The sequence below is a fragment of the Rhizobium sp. R86522 genome, from assembly GCF_042466255.1.
Lineage (GTDB): Bacteria > Pseudomonadota > Alphaproteobacteria > Rhizobiales > Rhizobiaceae > Allorhizobium.
In genome coordinates, this window is the sequence record NZ_JAXHBX010000001.1 from 2,470,492 (window position 1) to 2,484,274 (window position 13,783).

Genomic DNA, 13,783 nt, shown 5'->3' on the forward strand with positions numbered 1-13,783 from the left:
TGATCTAATCGCCGACGACCCTAACGCAGCGAAGCCGATGTTCCTGAAACTGCAGAACACCATTCTCGAAATGATCGCGACGGGGCATCCCCTGGCGGAGACGGTCGATAGACTCTGCCGCGAGGTGGAAGCGATCAGCGACGATGTCGTCTGTTCGGTGCTGCTGCTCGACGACGAGCGGCGGCTGAGGCATCTTGCCGGTCCATCGCTGCCACTCGAATACACCTCCGCCATCGATGGCACCGCGATCGGACCCGGCGTCGGCTCCTGCGGGACCGCCGCGCATTTCGGCGAGCCGGTTCTGGTCGAGGATATCGACACACATCCCTACTGGCAGCCCTACAAAGGCCTGGCGCTGCCGAACGGCCTGCGGGCCTGCTGGTCTACACCGATCATCGGCGCCGGAAAGGTGCTCGGCACCTTCGCCTTCTACTACCGTGTCACGCGCGGTCCCTCGGATGCAGAAAAGGCGGCCGTCGAAGCCTGCGTGCATCTCTGCGCCATCGCCATAGAGCGCGACCAGCGGATCGCCGAGCGACGCAAGCTCGCTGAAACCGACAACCTGACCGGCCTGCCCAACCGCAGCCGCTTCAACGAGACGATCGATGACGTGTCGCGCCGCGGCCAGGACTGGGCGCTGATGCTGATCGACCTCGACAATCTGAAGATGGTCAACGACACCTTCGGCCACAGCGCCGGCGATGACCTGATCCGGATCGTGGCTCATCGCTTGCAGGATCGCGCTCCCGCAGAGATGACCTTCCGCCTCGGAGGTGACGAGTTTGCCGTGATCGTGCCTTGCCTGGAGGCAACGGACCCGACAGAACTCGCCGAAGCGTTGATCCAGCGGATCAAGGAGCCGGCCGACTGCGCCGGGCACCTGATCTATCCTGCCGCCACACTCGGCGGCGCAAAGGCCGGCGTCGAGCGCAGCCCGCAGCAGGTGCGCCAGAACGCGGATTACGCACTCTATCACGCCAAGGAACGGGCGCGCGGGCGCTATCTCGAATATGCCCCGGGTCTCGGCACTTCCATCGTCAAGCGCTTCCGCGCCGTGCAGGAGGTGGATCGGGCGCTGCGCGAGGACCGCATCGACGCCCATTACCAGCCGATCGTCGAACTCGCCACCGGGCGGATCATGGGATTTGAGTCGCTCTGCCGGATGAAGATGGCCGATGGCAGCGTCGTTGCTGCCGCCCATTTTCAGGAGGCGATGAAGGATGCGCATGTGGCGATCGAGATCACCGAGCGCATGCTGGAGCGCATTGCGGCGGCTTGCATCGAATGGCAGCGAGACGGGCTGCAATTCTCGCGTATCGGTCTCAACCTGTCCGCCGCCGATTTCCACCGTGGTGGACTGACGCAGCGGATCGTCGATGCGGTGAGCCGCGTCGGCCTGCAGCCCAGCTCGATCGTCGCCGAGGTCACCGAATCCGTCTATCTCGCACAGAAGGACAACGTGATTGCCGAAGAGATCCGCGCCATGCGCGAGGCCGGCATCAAGGTGGCGCTCGACGATTTCGGCACCGGTTTTGCGTCGCTCACCCATCTGCTGACGGTCCCGGTCGATGTCATCAAGATCGACAAGTGCTTCGTTCGCCGCCTGGCCGACGCCGGAAGCGGATCGGTGATCACCAAAGGACTGCTCGACATCGCACGAGGGCTCGGCATCTGGGTGATTGCAGAGGGCATCGAAGAAGAGGGCCAGGCCGAGCATCTGTTGTCGCTCGATTGCAAGGCAGGCCAGGGCTATTATTTCTCGCGTCCCATGGATCGCGACAGCGTGCGGGAGATGCTTGAAGTCAGCCAGTTCCATCCGGACTGGTCACGCATTCTCCTGGAACGCGAACGGCAATTTCTTCCCAAAGTCGGTTGAGAGACCGGCGGCCACGGCCGCCCGTCCCTGCAACCTCTCTCCGCTTCAGTTCCGTGCGGTCTGGCGACTGCCGACCCAGCGGATCAGCTCACGCGCCTCCGGTGGCGGGCGCTTTTCGACCCGGCGATAGAGGCGGCAATCGCGGGTGCGGGTGAGAAGCCCCATATTGACCAGTTCCCGGCGGATCAGCACGTGATCGCCAAAGCCGTTGTGGCGCATCAGCACCGCATTGACCGCCTTTTCCGGCATGTCCTCGCCCGCCGACAGGAAGGACCAGAGCACCCAGAGCGCCAGTTGCTGCTGGTTGAGCTTGCCCGGCCAACGGACGAGGGTGTCGGTTCCGGCGAAGCAGCGGGCGGTGAGTTCGACGCGGCGGAAATCGACGGCGGGCTCCGCTTCGACCACCACTGGATGGGCCAGACGATCTTCCGCCGCGCGGCTTGCCTTGAAATGCTGGTAGTTGCGAAAGCCGACGGCGCGGGTCAGCATGTTCAGGAGCTCGACATGGCCGGGCAAGTCTGCCCGCGCTTCAAGTTCGCGTTTCAGGTTTTTGGCAAGCGCCGACAGATCGGGGGCTGCGAAGGCATGTGTTGTCTTCGACATCTCATTTCTCCTGGTCGTGCCCGGTCTTTGAAAGGACCACATGGCCGGTGGTCACCGACTTCCGACGGGGCACGGGAAAACGAGCTTCGTCGATCAGAAGAAAGGCAGGTTTAGCTCCCCTTGTCGGGGCGGTGACGCCTGGGTGAACTGCAGACCCTGGAGGCTCAGCAATAAACGCAGCTCGGGCATGCTGTCAATTGCGGCGACGATCAGCAAAATTCATCGATCCCATCAGCGCGAACGGCTTTTCCAGAGCCCATCGGCGCGATAGCCTCCGGCCCACCAATCAAGGGAGACCGGCATGCTGAAGATCTATGGCGTCTACAAGTCGCGCGCGACGCGCATCCTCTGGCTCGTGGAAGAGCTCGGCATACCCTTCGAGCTGGTGCCGGTCATCCAGGCTTACAAGCTCAAGGATCCGACGGCGTCGGATGCGCGGCTCAATACGCGGTCGCCGGAATTCCTCGCTGTGAACCCGATGGGCAGCATTCCGACCATCGCGGATGACGGGCTGGTCTTGAACGAGTCGCTGGCCCAGACGCTTTATGTGGCGAAGAAGCAGGGCGGCACGATTGCGCCGCGCGATCTCAACGAAGAAGCGCAGATGCTGCAATGGTCGCTGTTTGCAGCAACCTCGATCGAAACGGATGCACTCAAGATCTCCATGGCCAATGCCAGCGGCAAGCTGGCTTCGGCAGAGGGACAGGCGGAAGCGGCCGAGGTCGCCAAGATGCTCGCGCGGCCGTTCGGCGTGCTTGAGGCACATTTCTCGCACAATGATTATACGGTCGGCGGACGTTTTACCGTTGCCGATATCAACCTGGCCGAGGTCGTTCGCTACGCTCAGGCCTATCAGCCCATCTTTGAAGCGCATCCGAAGACCGCCGAATGGCTGGCACGCATCCAGTCGCGGCCGGGCTTCAAGGCGATGTGGGAGAAGCGGCTGGCAGAGGTGGAGTGACGGCGGGGACTACCGACCTCACCTGTGTCCTGACGTCCTAAATCCGCCTCACCCGCAACCCGGCACATCCTCTAGCCTGTACCAGACCGGAATGCCGCGTTCGGTGGCAATGCGGACATCGTTGTCGGCGCCCTTGGAGGCGCCGGGCAGGCGCAGCACGCCGTCGCACAGTGCCAGGAGCCGGCCGGCGACAGGGTGGAAAATTTCTTCGTAGAGATCGTCGCCGATCGTCTTGCCGCCCGCGGCATGCCAGACGGGTAGCGCCACCCATTCCCCGATCATCGGCACATGGCCCGCCTTGAACAGGGCGTAGGACGGCGCTTCGAGTGCCTTCAGGTTGGCGGCCATCTTTGCCGGGTCATCGCCCGTGCCAGAACGGTAGGGGCCGGCTATCAAAATCAGCATGTCAGTCTCCTCTTTTGATCTGCCTCATGCAGAAACGTGCACATATCCGCACGATTCTGCTGGATTGTCGAATCCAATTCGGCATACTTCGGAGTTAACATGAACAAACGGGCGCAATCATGCTGACTGAACAGAGACGACGGCTGATCCTTGAGGTGCTGAAGCGTGACGGGCGGGCGGTGGCGGGAGAGCTGGCGCGGCTGTGGGAGGTCTCGGAGGATACGATCCGGCGCGACATGCGGGACATGGCGACAGCAGGTCTGCTCAAGCGCGTGCATGGCGGGGCGCTGCCGATTGTGGCACCCCTGCCCGATCTCTCGGCGCGGCGGGGGCTTGCGACCGAGGAGAAGCAGCGGCTAGCGGCGGCAGCGCTTCGGCTGATCTCGCCGGGTCAGGTGGTGTTCTTCGACGGAGGCACGACGACGGCGGAGATCGTGCGACAGATCCCGCTCGACATGGCACTCACCGTCGTCACCCATGCTCCGACGCTTGCCACCGACCTGGAACGGCACAGCGATATTGAGGTGGTGCTGCTCGGCGGGCGGATCTATCGCCATTCGATGGTGGCGGTCGGGCCGACTGCCCTTGCAGCAATCGAGCAGATCCGGCCGGATGTCTTTTTCCTCGGCGCCACGGCCGCGCATCCGGCGGAGGGGCTGTCGACCGGGGATTTCGAGGAGGCGGCGATCAAGCGACGGATTTTGGAGCGTAGCCTTGCCACCTATTGCCCCCTGACATCAGAGAAGCTCGACACGGTCTCGCCTTTCGGGATCGTGCCGATCTCGCAGCCAACCGGGCTGATCGTCGTCTCGGATATCGATCCGGTCGTGCTCGACGGCTATCGCGCCCAGGGCGCCCATCTTGTGCTGGTCTGACGACCATCGCCCTCACCGTCAGTCCTGCGCGGCAATTCTTGTGAAGGGACGCGCCAGCACCCAATAGCCCGTGTGGCGGTGGACCAGCCCCGTGACCACCACCAGCCGGATGAGCTGCACGAGGACCATGGCGGCGGCAGCGCCGGTGATCCCGTAGAGGGGGACCAGCAGCAGCATCAGGCCGAGGCAGGCTGCGACCGAAATGGAGACGATGGCAAGGCTCAGGCGATAGCGGCCCTGGACCACGAGAAGTTCAGCTGCCTGGCCGGTAGCGGCGCGGACGATATAGGCAAGCCCCAAAAGGACAAGACAGGGATAGGCGGAGACGAAGGCCTCTCCGAAAAGGTGCAGCAGCGGATGGCCGGCGGCAAGCGTGAGCGCCACCGAGGGGATGGTGAGCCAGAAGGTGGCATTGGTCGAGCGGGTGATGCGGGCCTGTAGCCCTGCCCTGTCGGCAGAGGCGAGCGAGAGCGAAAAGCCACGCGCTGCGACCAGCATGAAGCCATATTGCACGAAGGCGGCGAGCGAGAGCGAACGCTGGGCGGCGAAATAGAGCGAGGCCTGATCAGGGCTTACCAGAAAGCCGAGGATGAGCACGTCGATCCAGACGAAGAGCTCCTCCGCCGTCATCGCCGGCATCATCAGCACCGAAGCGAGCAGCCAGAAGCGACGGCGCTCCGGTGTCGTTGCGGTGGGCGCGGCCTTCTTCGGGAGGCGTGCGCGCAGGAGGAGTACCTGGACGATGAGGACGACGATCGAGGAGAGCACGACGAGAGCAAGGACGGTCACGGCATCGAGGGGCAGGCCCGAAAGCCTCGCCAGACCGACACCGGTCATGACCAATACGGGCCGCAGGATGAAACCCGGCACGGTCGAGAGCGCATACCAGCCGAAGCCGCGGGCAACACCCGTCACATAGGTTTCGAGCGACAGGACGGGGAAGCCGAGGGCCAGCACGCCGATCGGCAGCAGGAAGGCCGGATCGACGAGGCCCGGCAGGACAAGCAGGAAGGCAATGGCGAGAGCCGCCAGCAGGCCGGATCCAAGGATGACGGCGCGGAAGCCGGTCGCGAGATAGCCCGTCAGATGCGCGTGTTTTTCGCGCCGGCCATAGCGGGGAATGAAGCGGGCGGCGGAATTGTAGAAGCCGAGCACGCCGATCTGTCCAACGACGCTGACCCAGGTCCAGAGGATGACATAGACGCCGTAGTCCTCGAGCGCCATCAGCCGGGCGAGCAGGATCTGCAGGCCGAGCCCGACAAAGGCGGCGGCGATGCGGACGGAGATGCTGACAAGCGCCCCGCGCAGGCCGGGGTCCCGCACCGCCTGCTGCAGCCTGGCGACAAACCGGGCGATCATGGGATGCAGCACAGGACCAGGACCATGCTGCCGCCATGGCGACCAAGCAGGCGCTGGACCGCGCCGACCGCCGACAGGAGGCGGGCACGGATTTGCGCCCCGAAGCGATGGTAGATAGACCGGACATGCGGGCGAAGGCCTGCCATCCAATGATGGCAATAGAGCCGGCCGAGGCTGGTCAAGGGAACATAGAAGGCCGTCAGCGGCTCGGTGGCGTTGGTCCAGCTCGACTTGTAGGCGGAGGGATCATTGAGAAAATCGAAGCGGCGGATCCCGGTTTCGATCGCCCAGCGCTGGGCGCTCTCCATCTGCACCTTGCCCGGCGAGTGTTTCTGATAGGCAAGATCGATGGCGCCGAGGAAGCAGTAATAGTCATCGCGGAAGCGCATGCCGATTTCCATGGCGATCGGGCTGCCGTCGAGCGTCAGCGTATGCAGGTAGACGCCGTCATCGCCCTCGTTCGCCTTGGTGCCGAGATCGCGGAGGAAGGCGGCAAAACGTGGATCAAACACGTCGCGACCGAGGCGGCCGGTGTCTCTCAACCAGGCCTGTTTGAGGGCAATGCAGCGATCGATGTTGTATGCGTAACCTGCACTTCCTGCCGGATAGACGCGATAATCGAGGGCGCCCAGCTTTTCCAATCGGTTGCGGCGACTGTTGCGCTGCAGGCGCTGTTTCTTCGGCAAGGCGCGGTGATGGCTTTCCCAGTCAGTGATAGCAGAGAGATCGAGGATGGAGGATTGCTGACCGTCCTCGGGGCTTACCCCCTGACCTTCCAGAATATCTGCGAGCAGGGCTGATTGCGGTACATGGTCGAGGCAGACGGCATCGAGCCCACGATCCCTGCGGATCTCATCGAGGACTGCGCGACCAGCGCCCCGATCAAAACGAGCGGGATCGTAAAGCAGCGTCGAATACTGGTTCATCGGCGCCGTCAGCGGAACGAGAAGCGTGATCGCCGGACTGATGCGGCGGGTCATCATCGGCCAGATCATCACGCAATCGGCGCCATCCCACAGTACATAGACCCGGGCGCGCACATCCGTCTTTTCCGGCGCGAGGAAAACCCTGCACCAGGACAAACACCAGTCGAAGCTCTGGAAATAACCGAAAGGCTCCGGGCAGCGCGTTTCAAGCCCCTGCCAGACATCCCTCAATGCTTCGAGTTCATTGAGCGTTTCGAGGCATTCGAGCTCCAGGTGGCGGCCATGGCGCACGAGCGGAATGGCCCAGCTACGGCCGGCGCTGGCCACGGCGACGCGGTCTCGCCCTCTGATCGCAACAGTCATGAAACTCGGCCTCGTCGTTTGCCCACGATGGGTCGTGGCCGCAGTCTAGACCGACAAGGGTTAAACCTCCCTTGAAGCAGGTGGCCCCGACGGGACAGCCCGGCAAGGGCGCTTGAGGCTCAGGCGAACAGCACGTCCGTCGTGCGGATCGCGCCGACCGGCATGCCATTCCAGTTCGACATGCCGTGATGGGCAAGCGTCATCAGGGCCGCCCGCTCTTCGCTATCGGCGTCGAAATGGCGGGCAAGTAGGGCTGCGATCATCGCTTCTGCGGCGCGGGTTGCGCCATCCTCGGCCTTGACGGCGAAGGAAAGGCCCTTGTCCGGGAGAAGCGCGCAGAAGACGCCCTCGGCGCCGGTCTTGGCGAAGATCCTGCCCGGTGCGACCTGCATCAGCTTGGTGCAGAAACGCTTGGTGCCGGCGACGTAGAAAGGTTCTGCCATGCAGGCATTGATCAGGCGGCGGGCGGCGGCGGCGCGCAAGGGTTCCAGTCCCTTGCCGGTGACCAGCTTGCCGAAGCCGCGCGCAAGGCCCGTGAGCGGCACGGCATAGGTCGGGATCGAGCAGCCGTCGGTGCCGCAATTGTCTCTCGAAAGCACGGCGCCGGTCAGATCCGTCATGATGGCGCGGATAGCCTCCTGCAGCGGGTGGTCGAAGCCGGCATAGCCGCGCGGGTCCTCGCCGGTGTGGCAGCAGGTGCAGACAAAGCCGGAATGTTTGCCGGAGCAGTTGTTGTGGAGGGCGGTCGGCTTATCCAGCGTGCGGGCCTGATCGATCAGTACGTGTTGGTGCGAGGACCAGTGAGCGCCGCATTCGAGCACGTCCTCATCCCGGCCGGCGGCCTTCAGCATGAAGGCTGCGGTTGCGACATGTTCCGGTTCGCCGGAATGGGAGGCGCAGGCGAGTGCGAGTTCGCGGTTTCCGAAGCCATAGGCATCCGCCGCACCGCTTTCGACCAGCGGCAGGGCCTGCATGGCCTTGCAGGCGGAACGCGGGAAAACACCGGAATCGACATCGCCGGCGGAAAAGACGATCGCGCCCTCCGCATCAATTACGACGGCCATGCCACGATGGCGGCTCTCGACGAGTTGACCGCGCGTGACCTCGACCGTGATCGGATTTTCCATGACGTGCCTCAAAATGCCAATATTCTCTGATGCTTCTTAAAGCATGCATCGTCCTGCTGTTCGAGGTCCGGATTGAAATTTCTGTTGCGCATCGTCTCCGTCATCCTGCTTGTCTTCGTCCTGCCGACGCTGGTTTCGGCCGGGCTTTGGGCGACACGCGACCATCCGGAGGGCTGGAGTTCGGCACGATGGAGTTCGTCCGGGCTGCTGCCGACGGCCGAAGAAAGTCCGGAAGCGGCGATCTACATATTCTCGGCGATGACCGGGGGACTGAAGGGCGCGATCGCCAGCCATGCCTGGATCGTCACCAAGGACGAAAACGGCGATTATCAGCGCTATGACAAGGTGGGCTGGGGCTCGCCGATCCGCCGAAACCACAGGGCACCCGATGCCTTCTGGTATTCCAACCCGCCGCGGCTCGTGGCCGAAGTGAAGGGCGAGGAGGCCAAGCGGCTGATCCCGATGGTGGAGGCGGCGATTGTCGGCTATCAATATGGCCAGCCGGGCGGCTACCGGATCTATCCGGGCCCGAACTCCAACACCTTCGTCGCGCATGTGCTGCGCGAAGTGCCGGAACTGGGAGCAGTGCTTCCGGCCGATGCGGTCGGCCGCGACTATCTGCCTGATGGCGCCTTCTACCATCTCGACAAGGATGGCCGCGACCTGCACTTAAGCCTCGGCGGCTTTGCCGGGCTGTCGGTCGGGGTGCGCAGCGGGCTGGAGGTGAATTTCCTCGGCCTCGTGGCCGGCATCGATGTCGCGCGGCCGGGCATCAAGGTTCCGGGCTTCGGGACTGTGGGACTTTGAGCGCCCTGCCCTTACAACAAATCCCCTGAATCAGAAGAGCCACCCGCGAGGGTGGCTCCCATGAGTTTTAGTCCTTTGTCTGGACCCGGACGGGGAAACCGCCCGAAGGAAGGCTGGATCAGGCCGAGGGCTGCCCCGTCAAAACCGCACCCTTTCCAAAGTCACACACGCAGACCGAAATCTCATTAGACATTGGATCACCTTCCTTTCGTTACGTTGCCGATGACTTGAAGGTAGGGCGGAGAAATGGATTCGACAAGGCACGTTATGTGACGTTTTGTTTGGATAATTGTGTTGCATTGCAGCGGAGTGCGATCATAATTCGCGCGCCGGCGGTTCGATCACTCGCTCTTGTGCAAGGGGCGTCAGGAACAGGCGCTCATAGCTGGTAAACGGTGGGGACTTGCCGAACCTTTGGTTGGCAGCCAAGCCATCCGGATCTTGCGCAACCTGTTGACGGTACTTCAAGTAGGATTGCTCATCTGGAAAGGTGAAGATCGCGACCGCTGTGTTGGCCTCGCCATCTTGACCGGCGCCAGGAAAACTCATCTGGGCATCGTCAGGCCTCTCGCGGGGCATGAAGTAGCCAAGGTGGTGACCTCCATGGCGCTCGATGAGTCCAACCCAGATCCTTGCATATTCTTCGAAATCTGCGATCCGACCGGGGTCCAGCCGATAACGAATCTCACATGTGATTGGACGTCTCAGCATGGGACCTCTCGTCGGTGCCTTGGCGGTTCGCCACTGTTGGTGCAACGCGCCTTGCCATGGCGCAATTCGTGTTGACCGCCCAGCCTCCGGCAGCGACACTCCTGCCTGCAATGGGAGGAGCATATCATGGACGAATCCATCCGCTGGCGAAACATGCGCTCGGCGCCGCGCGACGGCAGCCGCATTCTCGTGACCATCCGCGCATCCGAACAGGGGCCTGGCGCCGTCGATCTCGTCTACTGGTCGAAGGGCGACCGGTTCGGGGCGGACGGCTGGCGGTCCTCCGACTCGACGCCGGGACTGATCGTTGCCTATGCGGAGCCGGAGCTCAAATGCTGGATGCCGCTGCCGGGGGTCAACATGGATGCCATGGTCCGTCCGCCGGCCTGGGAAGGCGAGGACGAAAAGGAGCTGGATGGCTCGGGGATCTGAGCCTCAGCGCCTCAGTCGAATATCTTGGCGATGGCGGCCTGTTCGGCCTTCTCCCAACGAGCCACGACATCTGCGACCTTGTCGATCTCCTTGTCGGTCAGGTGATGGGCGCCGTCCTTGGTGATGCGGCACAGGCTGAATGGCTTGCCGACGCTGGCGGAGGTGAGGTCGAGCGACTGCAACACGCGCAACACCGCCGCACAGCCGACATCGACAGAGCGCTTGCCGAGGCTAAAATGCGAGAGCAGCGAGCCCGCCTGCTGGGCCATGGCCGCCCCACTGCCGATCGCGTGGAAACCAATATCGGCATAATGTCCGATCATGCCCGACGGGGTGATTTCGATGATCCACGGCTCACCATCCCGCCATCCGGCCGCCATGACATAGGCCGAGGGCGTGCCGCCGCCTTCCTCGCCGGGCACGTCGAGAATGAAGGTGTTGTAGTGATGGCGAAGGATCGGCAGGACCTGGCTTTGCAGGGCACGGCCGATGTCCGGCGCCTCGAGGATCGCCGCACTGTTTTCGTTGAAGCTGCGCTCTACGTCTGTCAGCACCGAGCGGGCGCCGCTGCCGGCCCAGGCCGCGTCGGTGCCGAGAGGGTGAAGCTTCTGGGCCGGATAGGTCATACCGCGCCCCTTGTCGGTGATCTGGGAATCCGATCCCATGACCACGCCATCTTCACACACGGTGGCAAGCACGACAGTCATGTTGCAGTCCTTTCAATTTCAGCGTCTCCGACGCCCGACTAGCCACCTCTCAGCGGCCGCAATAGATCGTCGTCTCGACGTTCAGAACAATGTGGGGGAACACATCATCCGCTTCTCCTAGACGCCTTGGGCCCTCAAGCCGTTCCATTCAGGTCCCGCTTTTCGCCTCCACTGGCGCAGACTTGGCCGGGCATGGCCTGCACAGACGGCCTGCCCAGAGAGGGGCTTTTCGCGCTAAGCTCCGACCAGCCAAAGATTCTCGAGGGAGGAAACATTGAGCCGCAATATCATTCTGGTCGATCCATTGCCGAGGACACTCGACCTGATCATGGAGCCGTCCGTCCGGGCACGGCTCGAGGCGCTGGGCGAGGTGATCGTGTCAGAGGATCGCCCAATGCCGGCCGAAGACGTAGAGCGGTATCTTGCCGATACCGTCCTGATCTTCGGCCAGACCGACATGCAGAGAGAGCGTCTGGACAGGGCGCCGAGGCTGAAGGCGATCATCAATGTCGAATTGAATTTCCTGCCCAACATCGACTATCAGGCCTGTGTCGAACGCGGGATCTGGGTGATCACGCCGGCCTCGGCCTTTGCCTCGCCGGTGGCGGAGGCAGCACTTGCCATGGCGCTCGATCTCGCCCGCGGGATCACGGCGGCGGATCGTGATTTTCGCCAGGGCGTCGAGCGCTATGGGCTGGAGGGCAACGCGCACACCTTCCGTTTTGCCGGCGCACCCGTCGGGATCATAGGCTTTGGCGATCTCGGCCATGCATTTCGTGACCTGATCCGCCCGTTCAAGAACAGGGTTCGCGTCTTCGATCCCTGGCTTCCCCGGGAGATCATCGAAGGCCAGGATTGCGAACCGTCGACGCTCGACGAGGTGCTCAGCGAAAGCCAGGTGGTCTTCGTGTTTGCGAGCGTCACCAGCGAGAATGAAGGCTTCATCGGCAGCAGAGAATTCGCGATGATGAAGCCGGGGGCCGCCTTCCTGCTGATGAGCAGGGCTGCCGTCGTCGATTTCCCGGCGATGATCGAAGCGGCGCAATCCGGCCATATCAAGGTGGCAACGGACGTCTTTCCGGAGGAGCCTGTCGCGGCCGACGATCCCGTGCGCCAGGCGGCGGGCATTCTCTTATCTGCCCACAGAACCGGCGGCACGCGGGACGCCTTCTATGCGCTGGGGTCGATGGCCGTTGCCGATGCCGAACTGATCATGAAGGGCCTGCCGCCCCGCCTCTGCCGCCGCGCCGACCCGGCAACGACCAGCCGGCTGCGGTCGAAGCCGGTGACGGTGTCGTGATGGTGGGGTCGGCATTGAATGGGTAGCCGGCATCCGGTCCAAAGGTCATCGCGTATCGAGATATCAGATTTTACCGTCCGGCCTGACCGAATGTTAAGCTCCCCTGCCTCAAGATCCTGGTCGTTGTGTGCCCCTTGCGGGTTCAAACATGTCCGTGAGGGATTTGACGTGCGTGACAGAGAGACCGACGATGTCTTCAAGACGCTGGTATCGGAGTTGCATTCAACGCTCACCCCGACGACGATCATGGGGATCACCATCCTTGCCGTCGGGCTTTTCGCCTATGAGAGCCTTCAGAGCACACCGCTCCTGATTGCGACGATCGCCGCTACCCTTGCCTCCCTTGGCAAGATCGCCGTTTCCCTGGCGCATAGACGCGCTGACGCTACGAAGCGCTCAACGGTTGCGGATGCCGCGCGCTGGGAAAAGCTGCAGGGCCTTTTCATCTTTGTCATTGCGGCTTGTGTGGGTACTCTCGCCACCGTCGCCTTTGCCTACCGGGACCTGTCGGTCCATATGCTTGCCGTAGCGCTCACCTTTGGATACTGCGCCGGAGTGACGGTCAGGATATCCGTTCGGCCATTTATCGCCGCGACCGCCATCTTGCTTGCAGCCCTGCCGCCGACACTCTCGGTCATGCTGTATGGCGATACGGCCCACTGGATTTTGAGCCTGCTGTGCGTGATCTTCCTGATTGCCGCAATGCAGAGCATGCTGCATGTCTATGGAACGACCATTCGGCAAATCCGCCTGTTTCTCGACATGGAGCATCAGGCACGCCACGATCCGCTGACGGGGCTTTTGAACCGCAAAGCGCTGTGCGAGGCCTATCTGAGCCTCGGTACCGCTGACGATGTGCTCACCTGCGTGCATTGTTTCGACCTTGACGGTTTCAAGAGCGTCAATGATCGCTTTGGCCATGCGGTGGGCGATGCCCTGCTGGCTGAGATCGCCGGGAGGCTGCGAGAGAGCCTGGATCCACCTGCTCTTGCCATTCGGATTGGCGGCGATGAATTTGTCATCCTTCACCCCGATGTTCGGGATCCCGCCGATGCCGAAGCCCTGGCGCGCAGGGTCGTTGCACTTCTCGGCATGCCTTACCAGATTGCCGGTGATGAGATCACCATCGGCATCAGCCTCGGTTATACGATGGCCATTTCCGGATCTGTGGATCTGGAACAGATGATGGTCACAGCGGATAAGGCGTCTTACCGCGCCAAACGAAACGGCGGCGGCATTGACCGTGAAATTCCCGCAACGCTGGACCTTGGGAAGTTCTCTGTAGCCGCATGATCGCCGCTCGTGACGCGCCCGCCTCTCTCAAGCGGCGC

At 62.8% G+C, this 13,783-nt stretch carries 14 protein-coding genes; 7 read left to right on the plus strand and 7 right to left on the minus strand.

Going from position 1 to position 13,783, the window contains the following annotated elements; all coding sequences use genetic code 11:
* Positions 1 to 37 precede the first annotated feature (37 nt).
* Positions 38 to 1,876, plus strand: a complete 1,839-nt coding sequence (locus SJY08_RS12070; RefSeq protein ID WP_054151141.1) for a bifunctional diguanylate cyclase/phosphodiesterase — start codon at positions 38 to 40, stop codon at positions 1,874 to 1,876.
* 45 nt (positions 1,877 to 1,921) lie between these two features.
* Here the strand turns inward: SJY08_RS12070 and SJY08_RS12075 are convergent, their stop codons facing one another.
* Positions 1,922 to 2,479 carry a DUF2087 domain-containing protein gene (locus tag SJY08_RS12075; RefSeq protein WP_377275869.1) on the minus strand — a complete coding sequence of 186 codons (558 nt, stop codon included), beginning with the start codon at positions 2,477 to 2,479 and terminating at the stop codon, positions 1,922 to 1,924.
* Positions 2,480 to 2,780: 301 nt separating this feature from the next.
* On the opposite strand from SJY08_RS12075, the gene SJY08_RS12080 reads away from it, so the two are divergent.
* On the plus strand, positions 2,781 to 3,440 hold the full coding sequence (locus SJY08_RS12080) for a glutathione S-transferase family protein (RefSeq protein WP_377275871.1): 660 nt from the start codon (positions 2,781 to 2,783) through the stop codon (positions 3,438 to 3,440).
* 48 nt (positions 3,441 to 3,488) lie between these two features.
* Here SJY08_RS12080 and SJY08_RS12085 read toward each other — a convergent pair whose 3' ends face one another.
* The gene (locus SJY08_RS12085; protein ID WP_377275873.1) at positions 3,489 to 3,845 is read right to left on the minus strand and encodes a DUF4406 domain-containing protein; all 357 of its coding nucleotides are present in this window, start codon (positions 3,843 to 3,845) and stop codon (positions 3,489 to 3,491) included.
* A 119-nt stretch (positions 3,846 to 3,964) separates the two neighbouring features.
* Between SJY08_RS12085 and SJY08_RS12090 the strand changes: the two genes are divergently transcribed.
* Positions 3,965 to 4,720, plus strand: coding sequence for a DeoR/GlpR family DNA-binding transcription regulator (locus SJY08_RS12090; RefSeq protein WP_377275875.1), 756 nt, complete (start codon positions 3,965 to 3,967; stop codon positions 4,718 to 4,720).
* Positions 4,721 to 4,738: 18 nt separating this feature from the next.
* Here SJY08_RS12090 and SJY08_RS12095 read toward each other — a convergent pair whose 3' ends face one another.
* The 3 genes from SJY08_RS12095 to SJY08_RS12105 form a co-directional block, all read right to left on the minus strand.
* Positions 4,739 to 6,079: a lipopolysaccharide biosynthesis protein gene (locus SJY08_RS12095; protein WP_377275877.1), complete on the minus strand. Its 1,341-nt coding sequence runs from the start codon at positions 6,077 to 6,079 to the stop codon at positions 4,739 to 4,741.
* The gene (locus SJY08_RS12100; RefSeq protein WP_377275879.1) at positions 6,076 to 7,368 is read right to left on the minus strand and encodes a GNAT family N-acetyltransferase; all 1,293 of its coding nucleotides are present in this window, start codon (positions 7,366 to 7,368) and stop codon (positions 6,076 to 6,078) included. Before SJY08_RS12100 ends, SJY08_RS12095 begins: the two co-directional genes overlap by 4 nt.
* A gap of 119 nt (positions 7,369 to 7,487) precedes the next feature.
* Positions 7,488 to 8,495: an asparaginase gene (locus SJY08_RS12105; protein WP_377275881.1), complete on the minus strand. Its 1,008-nt coding sequence runs from the start codon at positions 8,493 to 8,495 to the stop codon at positions 7,488 to 7,490.
* 72 nt (positions 8,496 to 8,567) lie between these two features.
* Here SJY08_RS12105 and SJY08_RS12110 point away from each other — a divergent pair, with 72 nt between their 5' ends.
* Complete coding sequence (locus tag SJY08_RS12110) at positions 8,568 to 9,302, plus strand: DUF3750 domain-containing protein (RefSeq protein WP_300889643.1); 735 nt, start codon at positions 8,568 to 8,570, stop codon at positions 9,300 to 9,302.
* Between the two features lie 315 nt (positions 9,303 to 9,617).
* Here SJY08_RS12110 and SJY08_RS12115 read toward each other — a convergent pair whose 3' ends face one another.
* The gene (locus SJY08_RS12115; protein ID WP_377275883.1) at positions 9,618 to 10,013 is read right to left on the minus strand and encodes an NIPSNAP family protein; all 396 of its coding nucleotides are present in this window, start codon (positions 10,011 to 10,013) and stop codon (positions 9,618 to 9,620) included.
* A gap of 126 nt (positions 10,014 to 10,139) precedes the next feature.
* On the opposite strand from SJY08_RS12115, the gene SJY08_RS12120 reads away from it, so the two are divergent.
* Positions 10,140 to 10,445: a hypothetical protein gene (locus tag SJY08_RS12120; protein WP_054151149.1), complete on the plus strand. Its 306-nt coding sequence runs from the start codon at positions 10,140 to 10,142 to the stop codon at positions 10,443 to 10,445.
* An 11-nt stretch (positions 10,446 to 10,456) separates the two neighbouring features.
* On the opposite strand, the gene SJY08_RS12125 is transcribed toward SJY08_RS12120, so the two are convergent.
* A complete protein-coding gene (locus tag SJY08_RS12125) occupies positions 10,457 to 11,152 on the minus strand; it encodes a proteasome protein (RefSeq protein ID WP_377275886.1) in 696 nt (231 codons plus the stop codon).
* A gap of 274 nt (positions 11,153 to 11,426) precedes the next feature.
* Between SJY08_RS12125 and SJY08_RS12130 the strand changes: the two genes are divergently transcribed.
* A complete protein-coding gene (locus tag SJY08_RS12130) occupies positions 11,427 to 12,452 on the plus strand; it encodes a hydroxyacid dehydrogenase (RefSeq protein ID WP_377275888.1) in 1,026 nt (341 codons plus the stop codon).
* Between the two features lie 168 nt (positions 12,453 to 12,620).
* The gene (locus tag SJY08_RS12135) at positions 12,621 to 13,745 is read left to right on the plus strand and encodes a diguanylate cyclase domain-containing protein (protein WP_377275890.1); all 1,125 of its coding nucleotides are present in this window, start codon (positions 12,621 to 12,623) and stop codon (positions 13,743 to 13,745) included.
* The last annotated feature ends 38 nt before the right edge of the window (positions 13,746 to 13,783 follow it).

Coding starts and splice junctions, on each gene's coding strand:
- SJY08_RS12070 (WP_054151141.1), top strand. CDS start 38: ATGTTCCTGAAACTGCAGAACACCATTCTCGAAATGATCGCGACGGGG.
- SJY08_RS12075 (WP_377275869.1), bottom strand. CDS start 2,479: ATGTCGAAGACAACACATGCCTTCGCAGCCCCCGATCTGTCGGCGCTT.
- SJY08_RS12080 (WP_377275871.1), top strand. CDS start 2,781: ATGCTGAAGATCTATGGCGTCTACAAGTCGCGCGCGACGCGCATCCTC.
- SJY08_RS12085 (WP_377275873.1), bottom strand. CDS start 3,845: ATGCTGATTTTGATAGCCGGCCCCTACCGTTCTGGCACGGGCGATGAC.
- SJY08_RS12090 (WP_377275875.1), top strand. CDS start 3,965: ATGCTGACTGAACAGAGACGACGGCTGATCCTTGAGGTGCTGAAGCGT.
- SJY08_RS12095 (WP_377275877.1), bottom strand. CDS start 6,079: ATGATCGCCCGGTTTGTCGCCAGGCTGCAGCAGGCGGTGCGGGACCCC.
- SJY08_RS12100 (WP_377275879.1), bottom strand. CDS start 7,368: ATGACTGTTGCGATCAGAGGGCGAGACCGCGTCGCCGTGGCCAGCGCC.
- SJY08_RS12105 (WP_377275881.1), bottom strand. CDS start 8,495: ATGGAAAATCCGATCACGGTCGAGGTCACGCGCGGTCAACTCGTCGAG.
- SJY08_RS12115 (WP_377275883.1), bottom strand. CDS start 10,013: ATGCTGAGACGTCCAATCACATGTGAGATTCGTTATCGGCTGGACCCC.
- SJY08_RS12120 (WP_054151149.1), top strand. CDS start 10,140: ATGGACGAATCCATCCGCTGGCGAAACATGCGCTCGGCGCCGCGCGAC.
- SJY08_RS12125 (WP_377275886.1), bottom strand. CDS start 11,152: ATGACTGTCGTGCTTGCCACCGTGTGTGAAGATGGCGTGGTCATGGGA.